The organism is Enterobacter sp. CFEC122, assembly GCF_052983755.1.
Genome location: NZ_JBRIQR010000004.1, coordinates 48,944 through 63,163, shown reverse-complemented (window position 1 = coordinate 63,163; position 14,220 = coordinate 48,944). Strand labels below are relative to the sequence as shown.

Annotated in this window: 16 protein-coding genes and 1 pseudogene; 6 read left to right on the top strand and 11 right to left on the bottom strand. The window is 58.5% G+C overall.

The window, feature by feature from the left end; all coding sequences use genetic code 11:
• Positions 1-9 precede the first annotated feature (9 nt).
• Positions 10-963 (top strand): GTPase, encoded by a 954-nt coding sequence (yjiA, locus tag ACVCAM_RS04630; protein WP_407223036.1) that lies wholly within the window; start codon positions 10-12, stop codon positions 961-963.
• A 68-nt stretch (positions 964-1,031) separates the two neighbouring features.
• Here the strand turns inward: yjiA and ACVCAM_RS04625 are convergent, their stop codons facing one another.
• The gene (locus ACVCAM_RS04625) at positions 1,032-2,390 is read right to left on the bottom strand and encodes an esterase-like activity of phytase family protein (protein WP_070534071.1); all 1,359 of its coding nucleotides are present in this window, start codon (positions 2,388-2,390) and stop codon (positions 1,032-1,034) included.
• Positions 2,391-2,801: 411 nt separating this feature from the next.
• Between ACVCAM_RS04625 and ACVCAM_RS04620 the strand changes: the two genes are divergently transcribed.
• Together ACVCAM_RS04620 and ACVCAM_RS04615 are read left to right on the top strand one after the other, a co-directional pair.
• On the top strand, positions 2,802-3,347 hold the full coding sequence (locus ACVCAM_RS04620; protein WP_008501313.1) for a YfaZ family outer membrane protein: 546 nt from the start codon (positions 2,802-2,804) through the stop codon (positions 3,345-3,347).
• On the top strand, positions 3,347-3,667 hold the full coding sequence (locus ACVCAM_RS04615) for a hypothetical protein (RefSeq protein ID WP_008501314.1): 321 nt from the start codon (positions 3,347-3,349) through the stop codon (positions 3,665-3,667). Before ACVCAM_RS04620 ends, ACVCAM_RS04615 begins: the two co-directional genes overlap by 1 nt.
• 45 nt (positions 3,668-3,712) lie before the next feature.
• Here ACVCAM_RS04615 and ACVCAM_RS04610 read toward each other — a convergent pair whose 3' ends face one another.
• On the bottom strand, positions 3,713-5,083 hold the full coding sequence (locus ACVCAM_RS04610) for an NAD-dependent succinate-semialdehyde dehydrogenase (protein ID WP_070534070.1): 1,371 nt from the start codon (positions 5,081-5,083) through the stop codon (positions 3,713-3,715).
• A 151-nt stretch (positions 5,084-5,234) separates the two neighbouring features.
• Between ACVCAM_RS04610 and ACVCAM_RS04605 the strand changes: the two genes are divergently transcribed.
• The gene (locus tag ACVCAM_RS04605) at positions 5,235-5,978 is read left to right on the top strand and encodes a helix-turn-helix transcriptional regulator (protein WP_187809091.1); all 744 of its coding nucleotides are present in this window, start codon (positions 5,235-5,237) and stop codon (positions 5,976-5,978) included.
• Positions 5,979-6,025: 47 nt separating this feature from the next.
• Positions 6,026-6,664, top strand: a complete 639-nt coding sequence (locus ACVCAM_RS04600; RefSeq protein WP_070534066.1) for a LysE family translocator — start codon at positions 6,026-6,028, stop codon at positions 6,662-6,664.
• A 30-nt stretch (positions 6,665-6,694) separates the two neighbouring features.
• On the opposite strand, the gene ACVCAM_RS04595 is transcribed toward ACVCAM_RS04600, so the two are convergent.
• Together ACVCAM_RS04595 and ACVCAM_RS04590 are read right to left on the bottom strand one after the other, a co-directional pair.
• Positions 6,695-6,997, bottom strand: a complete 303-nt coding sequence (locus ACVCAM_RS04595) for a BrnA antitoxin family protein (RefSeq protein WP_023293359.1) — start codon at positions 6,995-6,997, stop codon at positions 6,695-6,697.
• Positions 6,984-7,271, bottom strand: a complete 288-nt coding sequence (locus ACVCAM_RS04590; protein WP_063418479.1) for a BrnT family toxin — start codon at positions 7,269-7,271, stop codon at positions 6,984-6,986. Before ACVCAM_RS04590 ends, ACVCAM_RS04595 begins: the two co-directional genes overlap by 14 nt.
• Before the next feature lie 168 nt (positions 7,272-7,439).
• Here ACVCAM_RS04590 and ACVCAM_RS04585 point away from each other — a divergent pair, with 168 nt between their 5' ends.
• Positions 7,440-8,711 (top strand): DUF445 domain-containing protein, encoded by a 1,272-nt coding sequence (locus ACVCAM_RS04585; protein WP_126348752.1) that lies wholly within the window; start codon positions 7,440-7,442, stop codon positions 8,709-8,711.
• Here the strand turns inward: ACVCAM_RS04585 and ACVCAM_RS04580 are convergent.
• The 7 genes and pseudogenes from ACVCAM_RS04580 to ACVCAM_RS04550 all read right to left on the bottom strand — a co-directional run bounded on the left by ACVCAM_RS04580 (position 8,708) and on the right by ACVCAM_RS04550 (position 14,133).
• Positions 8,708-9,784 carry a DUF2955 domain-containing protein gene (locus ACVCAM_RS04580; RefSeq protein WP_347004100.1) on the bottom strand — a complete coding sequence of 359 codons (1,077 nt, stop codon included), beginning with the start codon at positions 9,782-9,784 and terminating at the stop codon, positions 8,708-8,710. The genes ACVCAM_RS04585 and ACVCAM_RS04580 overlap by 4 nt on opposite strands.
• Entirely contained in the window at positions 9,774-10,841 is a 1,068-nt protein-coding gene (locus tag ACVCAM_RS04575; RefSeq protein WP_025912094.1) for an HlyD family secretion protein, read from the bottom strand. Before ACVCAM_RS04575 ends, ACVCAM_RS04580 begins: the two co-directional genes overlap by 11 nt.
• Positions 10,838-11,308, bottom strand: coding sequence for a MarR family winged helix-turn-helix transcriptional regulator (locus ACVCAM_RS04570; RefSeq protein WP_008501325.1), 471 nt, complete (start codon positions 11,306-11,308; stop codon positions 10,838-10,840). The genes ACVCAM_RS04575 and ACVCAM_RS04570 overlap by 4 nt, the downstream gene beginning before the upstream one ends.
• Positions 11,309-11,453: 145 nt before the next feature.
• A complete protein-coding gene (locus tag ACVCAM_RS04565; RefSeq protein WP_407223034.1) occupies positions 11,454-12,149 on the bottom strand; it encodes an ArsR/SmtB family transcription factor in 696 nt (231 codons plus the stop codon).
• A pseudogene (locus ACVCAM_RS04560) lies at positions 12,142-12,258 on the bottom strand (amino acid-binding protein); the annotation flags it as partial. The gene ACVCAM_RS04565 and the pseudogene ACVCAM_RS04560, both read right to left, overlap by 8 nt.
• Positions 12,237-12,566 carry an antibiotic biosynthesis monooxygenase family protein gene (locus tag ACVCAM_RS04555; RefSeq protein WP_008501327.1) on the bottom strand — a complete coding sequence of 110 codons (330 nt, stop codon included), beginning with the start codon at positions 12,564-12,566 and terminating at the stop codon, positions 12,237-12,239. The gene ACVCAM_RS04555 and the pseudogene ACVCAM_RS04560, both read right to left, overlap by 22 nt.
• Before the next feature lie 151 nt (positions 12,567-12,717).
• The gene (locus ACVCAM_RS04550; protein WP_407223033.1) at positions 12,718-14,133 is read right to left on the bottom strand and encodes an aldehyde dehydrogenase family protein; all 1,416 of its coding nucleotides are present in this window, start codon (positions 14,131-14,133) and stop codon (positions 12,718-12,720) included.
• Between the last annotated feature and the right edge of the window lie 87 nt (positions 14,134-14,220).

Sequence of the window (14,220 nt, the reverse complement as noted above, 5' to 3'; positions counted from 1 at the left end):
GGAGAGACCATGACCCCGATTGCCGTTACCCTGCTGACCGGTTTCCTCGGCGCCGGTAAAACCACCCTGCTGCGCCACATCCTGAACGAGCAGCACGGCTTCAAAATCGCCGTCATCGAAAACGAATTTGGCGAAGTCTCCGTAGACGACCAGCTGATTGGCGATCGCGCCACGCAGATCAAAACCCTGACCAACGGCTGCATCTGCTGCACCCGCTCTAACGAGCTGGAAGATGCCCTGCTGGACCTGCTCGACAGCCGCGATCGCAGCGACATCGACTTTGACCGTCTGGTGATCGAGTGCACCGGCATGGCCGACCCCGGCCCGATCATTCAGACCTTTTTCTCGCACGAGATCCTTTGCCAGCGCTACCTGCTGGACGGCGTCATTGCCCTGGTCGATGCGGTCCACGCCGACGATCAGATGAACCAGTTCACCATCGCCCAGTCTCAGGTGGGCTACGCCGACCGCATCCTGCTGACCAAAACCGACGTGGCGGGCGAAAGCGAAAAACTTCGCGAGCGCCTGACCCGCATCAACTCCCGCGCGCCGATTTACACGGTGACGCACGGCGATATCGACCTGTCTCAGCTGTTCAACACCAGCGGCTTTATGCTGGAGGAGAACGTCACCGCAAAACCGCGCTTCCACTTTATGTCCGACAAGCAAAACGACGTGGCGTCGATTGTGGTGGAGCTGGATTACCCGGTGGACATCAGCGAGGTCTCCCGCGTGATGGAGAACCTGCTGCTGTCGTTTGCCGACAGGCTGCTGCGCTACAAAGGGATGCTGTGGATTGACGGCGAGCCGAACCGCCTGCTGTTCCAGGGCGTGCAGCGCCTGTACAGCGCCGACTGGGGCCGACCGTGGGGCGATGAAGCGCCGCACAGCGTGATGGTGTTTATAGGCATCCAGCTGCCGGAAGAGGAGATTCGGGCGGCGTTTGCGGGTCTGAAGAAATAGCCTCCCCGCTTAACTATGCGATCCGAACAATCCCCTCTCCCCTGTGGGGAGAGGAGTGAGCGGTAAACTTATTTCACCGCCTCCGGCAGCGTCACAATCCACAGCTCGCTGTCGGACTCCGGCTTCTTCAGCGGCTTCACGCTGAGCGTGGTTTCCACCGGTTTATCCTCCAGCGTCAGCTTGCCTTCCGCGTTCACCCGGTAATCCTTAAGCTTCTTGCCCTCGACCGGGTTTTGTATCGCGACCTTCACGCCAAAGTCGTTATCGTTCGCCACCGCAAGCGTTTTGCTGTCGATCAGCGCCAGTCCTTCAGCCTTCTCCTGCTGCCAGCCCAGCGCGCGGAGATCGACCACCTGCGTTTTTGCCGCAAGGGTAATGCCGCGCTGCGCCAGGGTTTTCTCATCATCAAACTCCGGGTACTCGCCCGGCTTGTCGAAGGCGGAAAGATCGCTCGCCTTGCTGAGATCCACCTTGTAAATCAGGTTGCGCATCCCGTCGTTTTTATCGCTTCCCTGCTCAATCAGCAGGATGTGCTGATTATCGAGCGCCACGATGTCGCCGATTTTGGCATCGCTGTTTTTGTCGTAGGCCGCGCTGTCGATAGGGTAACCGTACATCGCGGTTTTGCCGGTCGCCGGGTCGAAGCTCACCAGACGGGTGAACAGCGCCTGCTTTTTGCTCTTCCCGTCGATGTCCAGCGTGCTTTGCACGGCGGCGATAATCCGCCCGTCCGGCATCCGGGTCAGGCCTTCAAAGCCCCGGTTGGGCTGGCGCCATTTGATGATGTTTGGCAGACCGCCCGCGATAGATTTTTCCCCTTCCGCGGCCTGCGGCCCGTGGATCGCGAGGATTTTCCCTTTGCTGTCGACGTTAATCAGGAACGGGCCGTACTCGTCGCACAGCCAGTAGCCGCCTTTGCCGTCCGGCGTAATGCCTTCCGTATCCAGTCCGCGGTTATCACCTTTCAGGACCTTGAGGGTGTCGCTGAACGCCACTTCATTGGTGGAGCCAATCACGCCGCTTTGCAGCGGGAGACCGTTAATCTCGCCTTTATCGTCGTGCAGCGGGCGGGCATCAACCGCCTCCGCTTTGCCGTTCTGGACGCGGATGGTCATCAGGAGCGGCGCGAAATCCGGCGTAACAAAGATTTTGGCTTCGTTTTTACCCATTTTTGGCGCATCGGCGTTGGGACCGCGATCGGTCACGGTCGCAAACGTCAGGGCATCGCCCTGCTTGCCCGTAAACAGCAGGCCAGAGCCAATCCCCACCGGGAGCCCGTTCGGGAACGCATCGGCAAACGCGCCGCTGTATTTCACATGGGAGCCGTCAGGGAAGCTGACGATATAGCGCTCAGCGGTAGGCTGCGCAGCCAGGCCAGAGAAAGAGAGCGCACAACCGATAAGCACAGGAATAATTTTTCTTTTCATATTGTTAGTGTCCAGTGAGTGAAGCCAACAACGTAAAGAATAAACGTGTCAGAAAAATGACATAGAAAGGCAACCGACGTGCGCGGGTGAACGTATATTCATTGCCCTGAAATGTAAGGTTGTGTTGTATTGTGTGACATCTGAAATACTTCTGGAAATTATTAGAAACCCAATTAATTCACCTCTAATCACTATCCCTTCCTCGTTCAGTTTATGTTTAGTCAAAAAATTAAACGGTGCCTAAACGTCCAAACATCACGCGTTGACACCTCGACAATCAAACATCAATGCAACATTTCAAATAAAAAAGTTAACAATATCAGCATAAAACAGCGACCTTCATCACATTTGCAGTCATAAACATCGCTTGTTAAGGTGCCCCCAGATGAATTTAATGACGAGGCATAAAACATGAAAAAACTGAATATCCTTCTTCTTTCTGCTCTGACCGCCCTCTCGGGTTCCGCTCTGGCAATGGGCGGCAGCATTGAGCAGGGTAAAAACTTTACCAACCTCAACCTCGAGATGGGGAAATCCTCATCCGGCCTGTATGCCGAAAGCAACTGGCTTAAAAACACCGATGACGGTACCCAGACCGGCGGCGTGGGCGCAGGCTACAACCTGGAAGTGGGCCCGGTGATGCTGAATGCGGGTGCCAAAGCCATTTACATCGGCCCGAAGAAAGGCGATAACGGCGTGGCGTTCCCGATCGGCGGTGGTGTGAACGTTGCCCTGACCGACAGCATCCACGTGTACGGTGAAGGCTACGTGGCGCCAGAAGGGCTGAACAACAGCGTGAAAAACTACGTGGAAGCCAACGGCGGCGTAAGCTGGACGCCAATTACGCCTGTGACCCTGAAAGTGGGTTACCGCCACGTGAGCGTTGATGGCAAGGACGGCCGCCCTGGCCACACACTGATTGACGGCGCATATGTAGGCGGTGGAGTCACCTTCTGATGAAACACCGCATGACCGCGCTTTGCGTTCTGAGCCTCACGCTGATGCTCACCGGCTGCGTCCAGTACAAATGGGTGAAACCGGGCGTCAGCGATGCGGAAATGAATAAAAAGCTCACGGAATGCGAAGCGCAGGCGCTGATCGATCTTCCCCCGGATAACGTGGTGACCGGTTCGAGCTCGGAAAAAACGGACAAATCGAAAAAGAAAAAGGATATTTCCACGAGCTACACGGTTGAAGACGCGAATGAATATCGCCGGGATACGCTGGTTGACAGCTGCATGTTCAAAAGCGGCTGGGACAAGATCGAAGTGCAATAACTCCATAAAAAAACCTGCCGGTTGGCAGGTTTTTTTTATGGCCTCTTACTGACGCACCACCACCAGCTTCTGGTTCACAAACTCTTTGATCCCCAGATCCGACAGCTCGCGTCCGTAACCGGAGCGCTTCACGCCGCCGAACGGCAGCTCTGGCGCGGTATCGGTGAGCCAGTTGATATACACCATCCCGGTCTCGATCCGGGACGCCATCTTCTTCGCGCGCTCGATATTCTGGCTGAATACCGCCCCACCCAGGCCGTAGTGTGAGTCGTTCGCCAGCGCGACCGCCTCGTCGTCGTTTTTTACCACGTACATCTGCGCCACCGGGCCGAAGAACTCTTCAAAGTACGCCGGGTTGTCGCGCGAGATATTCGTCAGGATCGTCGGTTCGAAGAAGCTCCCCTCACGCTGCACCGGCTTGCCGCCATAGCGCAGCGTCGCGCCGTTTTTCACCGCCTCGTTGACCTGTTTGGTCAGCGTTTCCAGAGCATCTTTCGACGACAGCGGCCCCAGCGTGGTGCTTTCGTCGAGCGGATCGCCAATTTTCACCTGCTTAAATGCCTCGGTGAATTTGCTCAGGAAGGTGTCGGCAATCTTTTCATGCAGGATAAAGCGCTTCGCCGCGGTACAGACCTGCCCGGCGTTGTTGAGCCGCGCATTCACGCCAATCCTGACGGCTTTGTCCAGGTCCGCATCGTCCAGCACCACGAACACGTCGTTACCGCCCAGTTCAAGGGTGGATTTCTTGATGTGCTTCGCCGCCTGCGCGGCCACCACGCTGCCGGCTTTTTCAGAGCCGGTCAGCGCTGCACCCTGCACGCGATCGTCAGCAATGATGTTCGCCACCTGCTCGGACGAAATAAACAGGTTGGTCCACGCCCCTTCCGGCGCCCCCGCCTCACGCACCAGGTGGGCAAAGGTCTCGGCGCAGTGCGGCACGATGCTGGCATGCTTGGCGATAACGGGGTTACCCGCCGCCAGGTTTGGCGCCAGAACGCGCATCAGCTGGTAATACGGGAAGTTCCACGGCTCAACGGCCATCAGCACGCCGATGGGGTGATGCTCCACCCACGCTTCCCCGAGTTCGGATTGATACTTCACCGGGGCCAGGAACTGCTTCGCGTTGTCGGCGTAGTAGCGGGCGATCTGCGCGCACAGCTTCACTTCGCCACGGCTCTGTTCGATGAGCTTACCCATCTCCTGACTGGCAATTTTCGCCAGCTCCTCGGTGCGCTCGTCGATCAGATCGGCAAGCTTATGCAGCACCGGCAGGCGCTGATTGATGTCGCCTTTCGCCCAGTCCGAATGGTAAAGCGCATCGGCCGCCTTCAGCGCCGCTTCGATATCCGCGTCGGTATGCGAGGGGTATTCTTTGATGAGCTGGTTAGTGGCAGGATTTACTGTCTGATAAGCCATGTCGAATCTCCTTGTTTTACCGCTTAGGGTATTAAGGGTAGTCAACATGACTGGCTGTGGACGTAAAGTTGGGTATATCCGGAAGGTTCTTAATGAAGCGCTGCAAGACGGTTCGCTGACGTGGTATAAAAAACGTCCAGAAGGAGTTCATATGACCGATACCCGACACATCCGGCAGACTTTTCACCGCGCCTCAGGCCTTGAGCTGCGCAGCACGTGGCAGAGCACGCAGGCGTACAAACGCCACAGTCACCCTCAGCTCTCTATCGGCGCGATTATGGAAGGCCAGACCTGCTGCATTTGTCATGACAAAGAATACATCCTTAACTCCGGGGACCTCATTGTGATCCCGGCCTCTGCGCCGCACAGCTGCAACCCCGTCGCCGGGCAACCGCGCAGCTACCATATGCTCTATATCGACACCGATATTCCTCAGGCGTTACAGGTGATTCGCGACCCTGCGCTGTTTAAGCGCTACCTGGATATTGTTGAGGCGATGTCGCCTGTATCCGTGGACACGCTGCTTTCAGCCCTGCCCCGCTGCGTGGAAAACGCCGACGCGCTTCGCTCAACCAGCCAGCACGTGCGGCAGGCGTTTCTTGCCGACCTGGCCGCACCGCCTTCGCTTGACGAACTTGCCCAACGATTCTCGCTGCGCAAGGAGACGCTGATCCGCACCTTCCGGCAGGATACCGGCCTGACGCCGGGCAGCTTCCTCAACATCTCCCGCGTGGAGTTCGCCAAAGCGCGGCTACGAGCCGGGGACGACATTGCCGACGTTGGCTACCAGAGCGGGTTTGCCGACCAGAGCCATTTTCATAAGACCTTCGTCAGCTATACCGCCGCCACGCCGCGCCAGTACGCGACGGGCCGATCAATATCTGACAATAAATAACGTTGGCATCACCGTAGCCTGACCTCAGATTGTTAACCGAGGTTGCTATGGAACTGTTCTTCCCTTCCGCTTTTCTCGCCCTGGCGCTGGCGCATTTTGTCGCCCTGTTAAGCCCGGGGCCGGACTTCTTCCTGCTGGTGGGCTACGCGGCGCGCTACCGACTGCGCGGCAGCGCCGGATTGTGCGTCGGCATCGCCGCGGGTAACGCGCTTTATATTGTTCTGGTGATTATCGGCTGGAGCGCGCTGCGCCAGTTTGGCTGGCTGTTTACGCTGATAGAGCTTTGCGGGGCGCTGTACCTGCTGTGGATCGGCTCGCATCTGGTGCGCAGCCAACCGCAGGCACTGGCGCTGAATGAACCCCGTCAGCGCTGCCCCTCGCTGCGCAAGCAGATCCTGCTGGGGCTCGGCTCGGCGCTGCTTAATCCGAAGAACGCGCTGTTCTATCTGGCGCTGATGACGGCATTGCTGGGGCCGGACGTGACGCTGCTTCAGCAGGCAACGTGCGGCGTCTGGATGGTGACGGTGGTGCTGGCGTGGGATCTGGCGCTGGTGACGCTGATGGGGCTATCGCCGGTGCAACAGAAGCTCAGCCTTGCGCTGTGGCTGATAGAGCGCACGGCGGGGGTGGTGTTGATGGGGTTTGGCGGGTGGGTGCTGTGGCGGCTGCTGGAAAATATACGCTGAGATAGCGGGCAGCCAAACGCTGCCCGCTATTTATTTTTTGTTTTGATCGCGCAGCATTGCTTCACGCAAAATGGCATTGAGCCGCGTCTGATAACCTTTCCCAGGCCGTTTAAGCCACTCCATCACATCGGCGTCAATGCGTACAGATGCCTGAGTTTTGAGTGGTCGATAGAACTTCCCTCGCACCGCCCCTGACCACTGTTCATCGTCCGTGGCAGGAATATCGCTGTAATCAATCTCCGCATCTGGTTTTTCAGCTAATGCTTTGAGCTCAGCCACACGACGAGCGCTTACCTCAGGCGCACTACCGCGTTTATGTTTAACGATGCTCATAACGGCTCCTCTCTTTGCGGTCCGCCTTTCGTGCGCTAATGATACGGATGATTTCTCCTCCGCTTTCAAAACGTACCGTATGTGCGACCAAAATAACAAGAAGGCCTTGCACAAGGCCGATGGTTTGCCAGCGAAATTCCCCGTTTTCATAGCGATCCTGAACAGACAAATGATAAGGATCGTCGAAAACCATAACCGCATCCTCAAAGCGTATGCCATGTTTTTGCAGGTTACTTTTCGCCTTATTGTTATCCCACTCATACTCCATTGGCATAGTGTACCCTTCCCTGATTGTATATACAAAAAAGCATATACAAATTGCACAATGATTAAACCAAATATGTAAAAAGGTGTTTAATTCCGGAAGGTAGATTCCAGAAGCTGGAATGACATAACGTTCCCTGCTTTGCACATTCCCCTCGTATCCCTCTATCCTTAACCCATGGAAAAAATAGCTGAACTCAAACGCGCCAAGCTGCTGGCGCTGTCGCTGCTGCTGGTTGCCGCCGCGGCCTTTATCACCACCCTGTTCCTGCCGCAGACCTTTTGGGTGCGCGGCGTCAAGGCCATTGCCGAGGCGGCGATGGTCGGCGCGCTGGCGGACTGGTTTGCGGTGGTCGCGCTTTTCCGCCGGGTGCCGATTCCCTTTATCTCCCGCCATACGGCGATCATCCCGCGCAATAAAGACCGGATCGGCGACAATCTCGGCCAGTTCGTGCAGGAGAAGTTTCTGGATACCCAGTCGCTGGTGGCGTTGATCCGCCGCTATGAGCCCGCACAGATGATTGGCGCCTGGTTCAGCAAGCCCGACAACGCCCAGCGCGTCGGGCTGCATCTGATGCAGGTGATGAGCGGTTTTCTCGAACTGACCGACGACGGGCGCATTCAGCGCCTGCTCAAACGGGCGGTACATAAGGCCATCGACAAGGTCGACTTCACCGAAACCAGCGCCGTGATGCTGGAGAGCATGACCAAAAACAACCGCCACCAGGTGCTGCTGGACGCCATCATCAACCGGTTGATTACCCTGATTCAGCGGGAAAGCACGCGGGACTTTATTGCCGACCAGATTGTCCACTGGCTCAAGACCGAGCATCCCCGCAAGGCGATGGTGCTGCCCACCGAGTGGCTGGGCGATCAAAGCGCGGAGATGGTATCGAACGCGGTCAACACGCTGCTGGACGATATCAGCCACGACCGCACGCACCAGATCCGCCAGGCGTTTGACCGCGCCACGCTGAAGCTTATCGACAACCTGAAAAACGATCCGGAGATGGCGGCAAAAGCCGACAACATTAAGCACTACCTGAAAAACGACGAGGCGTTTAACCGCTATCTGGGGGAGATGTGGGCCGACCTGCGCCAGTGGCTGAAGGCGGATATGCAGAGCGAGGATTCGCGCGTGAAGCAACGCATCGCCAACGCCGGACTGTGGTTTGGCGAAACGCTGTCTAACGACGCCAGCCTGCGGGCATCTCTGAACGAGCATCTGGAGCAGGCGGCGCACCGCGTCGCGCCGGATTTTGCCGCGTTCCTGACCCGCCACATCAGCGACACGGTGAAAAGCTGGGACGCCAAAGACATGTCCCGCCAGATTGAGCTCAACATCGGAAAAGATCTTCAGTTCATCCGCGTCAACGGTACGCTGGTGGGCGGGACGATTGGCCTGATCCTGTTTTTACTCTCGCAGCTGCCTGCCGTGCTGGGACATTAATCCGCTTTGGGCGGCGCGATGACGTAGCGCGTTGCCTCGAAGCGGTTGAGGATCAGGTGCATCAGAAAGACCATCGTCAGCGTCGCCACCAGCGAAAAGGTGACGGAGGTGATGCGGTACAGATCGCTGAACACCAGGTCGGTATCCGGGTGCATGTTCTGCCCGAACATTATCCCGATGGTGGTGATGCTGGAGAAGCCTACGCCCGCCCCGACCTTCTCCATCACGTGGAGTCGCGCGCCAAACGCCAGCCCAAGGCCGATCAGCGGCATCATCAACAGCATATGGCTGCTGTGATCGTAGAGGATCAGCTGCACCACCAGAATATAGAGGCAGCCCAGCACCACGCCGACCACGCGCCAGATGGAGCTCATCACCGCGCCGCGATAGTGCATCGGGAACAGGATCAGAATCCCTGCCATCAGCGCCGAGAGCGAATCGCTTAAGTCGCTGATCTGAAACACCACGAAAATCATCGTCGCGACGGTGCCGGAGAGCAGCGACTCGTGGCGCACGCGGGCGTCGTCTTTCTCAATCAGCGGCGGCGGCTTGCGGGGCTCCACGTCCGGCAGGAGGTAGTTCATCAGCGCGCTCAGGCACACCGCCATCACGCTGGCTTCGATGTTCGAGAACAAAAGCGTATGCCAGTTGGTGGTGGGGTAGCTCATAAAGTTGAGCATCACGCTCTGGCACACCACGCCCATGGACCCGAACAAAAACAGCGGCCCTTTACTCATAAAGCGAAAACGCATCACGTAGAGGGCGAAGACCACCAGCGTCATGATCGCCGGCCATTGCGACAGATAGCCGATGATAATCACCATTTCGACGCAGTTAAGCGATGCGCTGAAGATAAACTGCTTCGCCACGTGGCGGTTAAACACCGGCACCAGCGACAGCAGCATGATCGGGTAGACCACGAAAAACACGCCGTAGCGGGTGTTGTAGAAGCTCGAGATGCTCAGCGCAATCATCCCGGCAAAGACGATGCGCAGGGTCTGGCGAAAGTCGTTTGCCGTGTAGACGATGTTACCGTGCGGAGTAAAGACCCGCGCCAGGGTACTAATAGACATAGTGAAGCAGGCTCACCAGGTGGATCTGCATCCCGGAGAAGAAGCGCGCAAACGGCCCTTCGCTGTTGTAGAGCTGTACGGTCGCGCGGGCGCCGGTCGGCAGATGCTTCGGCAGCGGCTCGTCCAGCGAGACGTGAATGCGCATGCGCTGGGCATCGCGTACCCAGCGGTTGGAGGTTTCCGGCTCGGAGAGCTGGCCATTAACGGCCTCCTGACCTGCCAGGATCCCCGCGTCGCTGCTGGTGACGTGGGCGCGGAAAACGTGTCCCGGGAAGGCGTCAAACACCACGGCCGCATCGGTGCCCTGATGGGTATGGCGCAGACTCTTCTCACGGAAATCGGCCACGATATCGGTCTGGTTGTTTACCAGCGCCAGCGCGGCCGAACCGGAGGAAGCGTAGAAGCCCGGGCTCAGCTGCAGGTTACTGACCGTGCCGTCCGCCTGGGCGTAGACCTTCGTCCAGCCGAGGTTCAGCTCAGCGTCATCCAGCGCGTTGCGGTATTTTTGCAGCGTCACGTTGCGGTGTTCTTCGCGCTCACCACGCTGGATGCGCAGGTTGCGGATGTTGGCCTGAATCGTGCTGACGGACTGCTCGCTGCTCTGCCAGGTGGTGCGAACCTTATCCAGATCCGCCTGCGAGACGTTCTGCAGGGTGCTCAGCTTCTGGTAGCGATCAAAGGTCACTTTGTCGTTACGCGCGGTCAGCACGGCGGTTTTCAGGCTGGCCTGCGCGGCAGCGATCTGCGCATCCAGCTGTTCGTTGGACAGGCGTGCCTGCTCGAGCGCGATTTGCGCCGCTTCTACTTTATTGCGAAACGGCGTGTCGTCGAGTTCAAACAGCAGATCGCCTTTCTTCACCTGGCTGTTGTTATGGACATGTACCGCCGCCACGTAGCCGGAAACGCGCGGAGACACCGGCGTCACCACGCGCATCACAGTGGAGTCCGGCGTCAGCGGGATCCAGATATCCGCGACGATAAAGTAGACAAACATCAGCAGGAAAGAGGCAATACTCACCCTTACCCAGCGGGCAAACTTTTGTTCAGGGGTCATTATTTTTCGGTCTTGTTATCTTCTTCGCGGATTGTCCGCAAATTGCAGGCGATTTGATTCAACGTGGCGCTGAAAATGTCGAGATGTTCCGGCGCGATGTTTTGCGATACGCGCGCCTGATACGTCTCAATCACCTGAGTGAGCCTTTTTAATATGGCTTTTCCCTCAGGCGTCAGCGTCAGAAGCCGGATGCGCTTGTCATAAGGCGATGTGGTGCGCAGCAGGTAACCCTGTTTTTCCAGCTGTGTGAGGGTGCGCATCAGCGGCGGCAGTTCAATGCCCTGCACCTCCGCAAGCTCACTCATTGAGACGTTATCCCCGAGCTGATGAAGCTGCATCATCACCGTCCAGCTCGACTGGGTTAACCCGGTATCGAGAATGGCGTCGTCGATGACGGCACGCCACTGGCGCACGATCATCGCCATCCGCATGCCCATCGGCCTGCGGCAGAACAGTTCTTCTTCACTCATGGGGAACCTCTCGTCACACGCGGTCAAGATAATAGTTATCAGGGTAACTATCAAGAAACGGGAAGTTAAAGCGCAGGAATTGCGAAAGGTGTTACTGGAGGCGATGTACACGTAGGCCCGGTAAGCGCAGCGCCACCGGGGGTTTTTAGCGGCTAAAAAGCCTCTTAACAGCAGCCTTTCCCGACGCCGTCACCACCACCTCCCGATACCCCGCCACCCGCTGGATCCAGCCTTTACTTTCCAGATGGTCGAGCAACAACGCACCGGCTTCTCCGCCCAGGTGAAACCGCCGCTCGCTCCAGTCCAGGCAGGCGCAGCAGGCCTTCCGGCGGGGATGCGCGCTTAACGAAATGCCGAGCGCCAGGAACTGCTCCCGGCCATAGAGTGTCAATGCGGAACCGTCAGCCTCCAGCCAGCCTTCCGCCTGCATGAAATCATAGATCTGCACCGCCACGGCGCCTGCGAGGTGGTCGTAGCAGGTCCGGGCTTCACGCATGGCTTTCGGCGCGCTGGTTTCCGGCGGGGTAATGCGGCTCCACGAAAGCCCCATCATCTGTTCCACCAGCGCCGCCACGTCGTGCCCGGCAAGACGATAATAGCGATGCCGCCCTTGCGACAGGCAGGTTATTAGCTGTCCTTCAACCAGCCGGGCAAGATGCCCGCTGGCGGTCGACGGCGCAACGTCTGCCGCCGCGCTCAGTTCAGTGGCCGTCCACGCACGCCCGTCCATTAGCGCACAGAGCATCTTCACGCGCGACGGATCGGCCATGGCAGCCGCCACCGCGGCAATCGCCTTTTCCAGCATCGCGCTGTTATCGGAGGGTAAACTCGTCTTAAGCATAGGCCGCCCAGGGTTCGGTGATCTCTGCGGCCAGCTTATCATCATCCGTCAGCAGAATAAGGTGATTCGCATGGTCGCTGTACTGAGTCAGGATAGACACGCCGCGTGCCCTCCGGTTTCGGAACTGTATTCCCGCACCAGCTGCGCCACCCGAATACGGTAGAAAGAAAAAATCGACGCCCGCCCTTCGGCCTGCGCCGCCTGATGAAAGACGTTCTGCTTCCAGCGGCGGACGGCCTCTTCATCCCGCCACCAGGAAAGGGAGAGGATTTTGCCGTCGGTGGTCAGGCTCTGGAACCGTTCGATATCAATAAAGCCGTCGATGTCGGCCAGTAAAGGCTTAAGCTCTGCGGCAAGCTGAAGATAGCGCGCCTGATGGGCAGGCGCGGCTTTGGCTTCGAAAAGGACTGCGATCATGGTTTTCTCTCCGTTGTGATGTTGGGGAGAGAATGCAGAATGGAGAGATACAATGCTTCGGCAAGGAGCGAAGCGTTGTGCCGGATGGCGCTGCGCTTATCCAGCCTACGGCTCATGTAGGCCCGGTAAGCGCAGCGCCACCGGGCGGGTTTTAGCCCACCATCGACCTCGGCTCCATAAACGCCCGAATTCCCCACTCGCCCATCTCGCGCCCCACGCCGGAGTGTTTGAAGCCACCAAATGGCGCTTTCGGTTCATGAGCCAGGGTGTTCACCAGCACGCGACCGGAAACAATCTGCTGTGCCACGCGTCGCGCGCGGTCCACATCGCCGCCCAGCACCATCGCGCTCAGGCCGTACTCGGTATCGTTGGCAATGGCGATCGCCTCCGCCTCGTCACGATAGGGGATCACGCACAGCACCGGGCCGAAAATCTCGTCGCGGGCAATGGTCATCCGGTTGTTCACGTCGGCAAACAGCGTCGGGCGCACAAACCAGCCGTCTCGCGTCCCGTCCGGTCGTCCTTCACCGCCCGCCAGCAGGCGTGCCCCCTCTTCGAGGCCTTTACGGATATAGCCCTGCACCCGCAGCCACTGCTTCTCGCTGACCATCGGGCCGACGTCTGTCGCACTGTTGCGCGGGTCGCCGGAGTTCACCGCCGCCACGGCCTGCGCCAGCGCGGCTTCGATCTCCGCCTTACGCGCCTGCGGCACCAGAATGCGCGTTCCGGCCACGCACGCCTGCCCGCTGTTCATAAACCCGGCCTGGATCACCAGCGGGATCGCCTGCGCGAGATCCACATCATCCAGCAGGATCGTCGGCGATTTACCGCCCAACTCCAGCGTGACGCGCTTAAAGCTTTCCGCCGCGTTGCGCAGGATCGCCTTGCCGGTATTCGTGGAACCGGTGAACGAGATTTTCGCGACGTCCGGATGGCGGCTGAGGGTCTCGCCCACCGTCTCGCCGCGTCCGGTGACGATGTTAAACACGCCCGGCGGCAGCGCGGCGTCGCGCAGCGCTTCGGTGACAATCTGCGTTTGCAGGGCGCTCATTTCGCTCGGCTTGATGACCGCCGTGCAGCCCGCCGCCAGCGCGGCCGCCAGTTTGCCGCAGATAAACCCGGCATCGCTGTTCCACGGGGTAATCAACCCGGCCACGCCGAGCGGCGTCATCTGCACCGTTGCGGCACCTGCGGAGGTGACAAACTCAAACGCCTCCAGCGCCTCGATGGCCTGCGCAATCACCTCTGCCGGATAGCTTGCCATCCATGCCGAGCGCGAGGCGGGCGCGCCGTACTCCTCAACAATCGCATCCAGCAGCGCATCGTGACGGGCGGCCACGGCGGCGTGCATGCGCTTCAGCGCGGCGATGCGTTCCTGCTTTGTGGTCCGGGACCACGCCGGAAACGCCGCTATCGCCGCCGCGATAGCGCGCTCTGCGTCAACCTCATCCGCCAGGCGAACCTGACCCATAACCTGCGCCGTCGCCGGGTTATACAAATCAAACCACTCGGTGCCGTGCGGGGTAACAAATTCGCCGTTAATAAAGATCTGTTCGATGGTGTGCATATAAACCTCCTCAGGCTGTGTGAGCCCAGTCTGTCACGGCTTCTCCGTTGCGATAATCCACGCTATGCTGCAAGGGTTGTTTCGATT

Bases quoted from the DNA above. Each gene is read 5' to 3' on its own strand.
- ACVCAM_RS04595 (WP_023293359.1), bottom strand. From the start codon at position 6,997: ATGAGCATCGTTAAACATAAACGCGGTAGTGCGCCTGAGGTAAGCGCT.
- yjiA (WP_407223036.1), top strand. From the start codon at position 10: ATGACCCCGATTGCCGTTACCCTGCTGACCGGTTTCCTCGGCGCCGGT.
- ACVCAM_RS04570 (WP_008501325.1), bottom strand. From the start codon at position 11,308: ATGAGTGAAGAAGAACTGTTCTGCCGCAGGCCGATGGGCATGCGGATG.
- ACVCAM_RS04600 (WP_070534066.1), top strand. From the start codon at position 6,026: ATGGAACTGTTCTTCCCTTCCGCTTTTCTCGCCCTGGCGCTGGCGCAT.
- ACVCAM_RS04615 (WP_008501314.1), top strand. From the start codon at position 3,347: ATGAAACACCGCATGACCGCGCTTTGCGTTCTGAGCCTCACGCTGATG.
- ACVCAM_RS04625 (WP_070534071.1), bottom strand. From the start codon at position 2,390: ATGAAAAGAAAAATTATTCCTGTGCTTATCGGTTGTGCGCTCTCTTTC.
- ACVCAM_RS04565 (WP_407223034.1), bottom strand. From the start codon at position 12,149: ATGCTTAAGACGAGTTTACCCTCCGATAACAGCGCGATGCTGGAAAAG.
- ACVCAM_RS04620 (WP_008501313.1), top strand. From the start codon at position 2,802: ATGAAAAAACTGAATATCCTTCTTCTTTCTGCTCTGACCGCCCTCTCG.
- ACVCAM_RS04585 (WP_126348752.1), top strand. From the start codon at position 7,440: ATGGAAAAAATAGCTGAACTCAAACGCGCCAAGCTGCTGGCGCTGTCG.
- ACVCAM_RS04590 (WP_063418479.1), bottom strand. From the start codon at position 7,271: ATGCCAATGGAGTATGAGTGGGATAACAATAAGGCGAAAAGTAACCTG.
- ACVCAM_RS04605 (WP_187809091.1), top strand. From the start codon at position 5,235: ATGACCGATACCCGACACATCCGGCAGACTTTTCACCGCGCCTCAGGC.
- ACVCAM_RS04555 (WP_008501327.1), bottom strand. From the start codon at position 12,566: ATGATCGCAGTCCTTTTCGAAGCCAAAGCCGCGCCTGCCCATCAGGCG.
- ACVCAM_RS04610 (WP_070534070.1), bottom strand. From the start codon at position 5,083: ATGGCTTATCAGACAGTAAATCCTGCCACTAACCAGCTCATCAAAGAA.
- ACVCAM_RS04580 (WP_347004100.1), bottom strand. From the start codon at position 9,784: ATGTCTATTAGTACCCTGGCGCGGGTCTTTACTCCGCACGGTAACATC.
- ACVCAM_RS04550 (WP_407223033.1), bottom strand. From the start codon at position 14,133: ATGCACACCATCGAACAGATCTTTATTAACGGCGAATTTGTTACCCCG.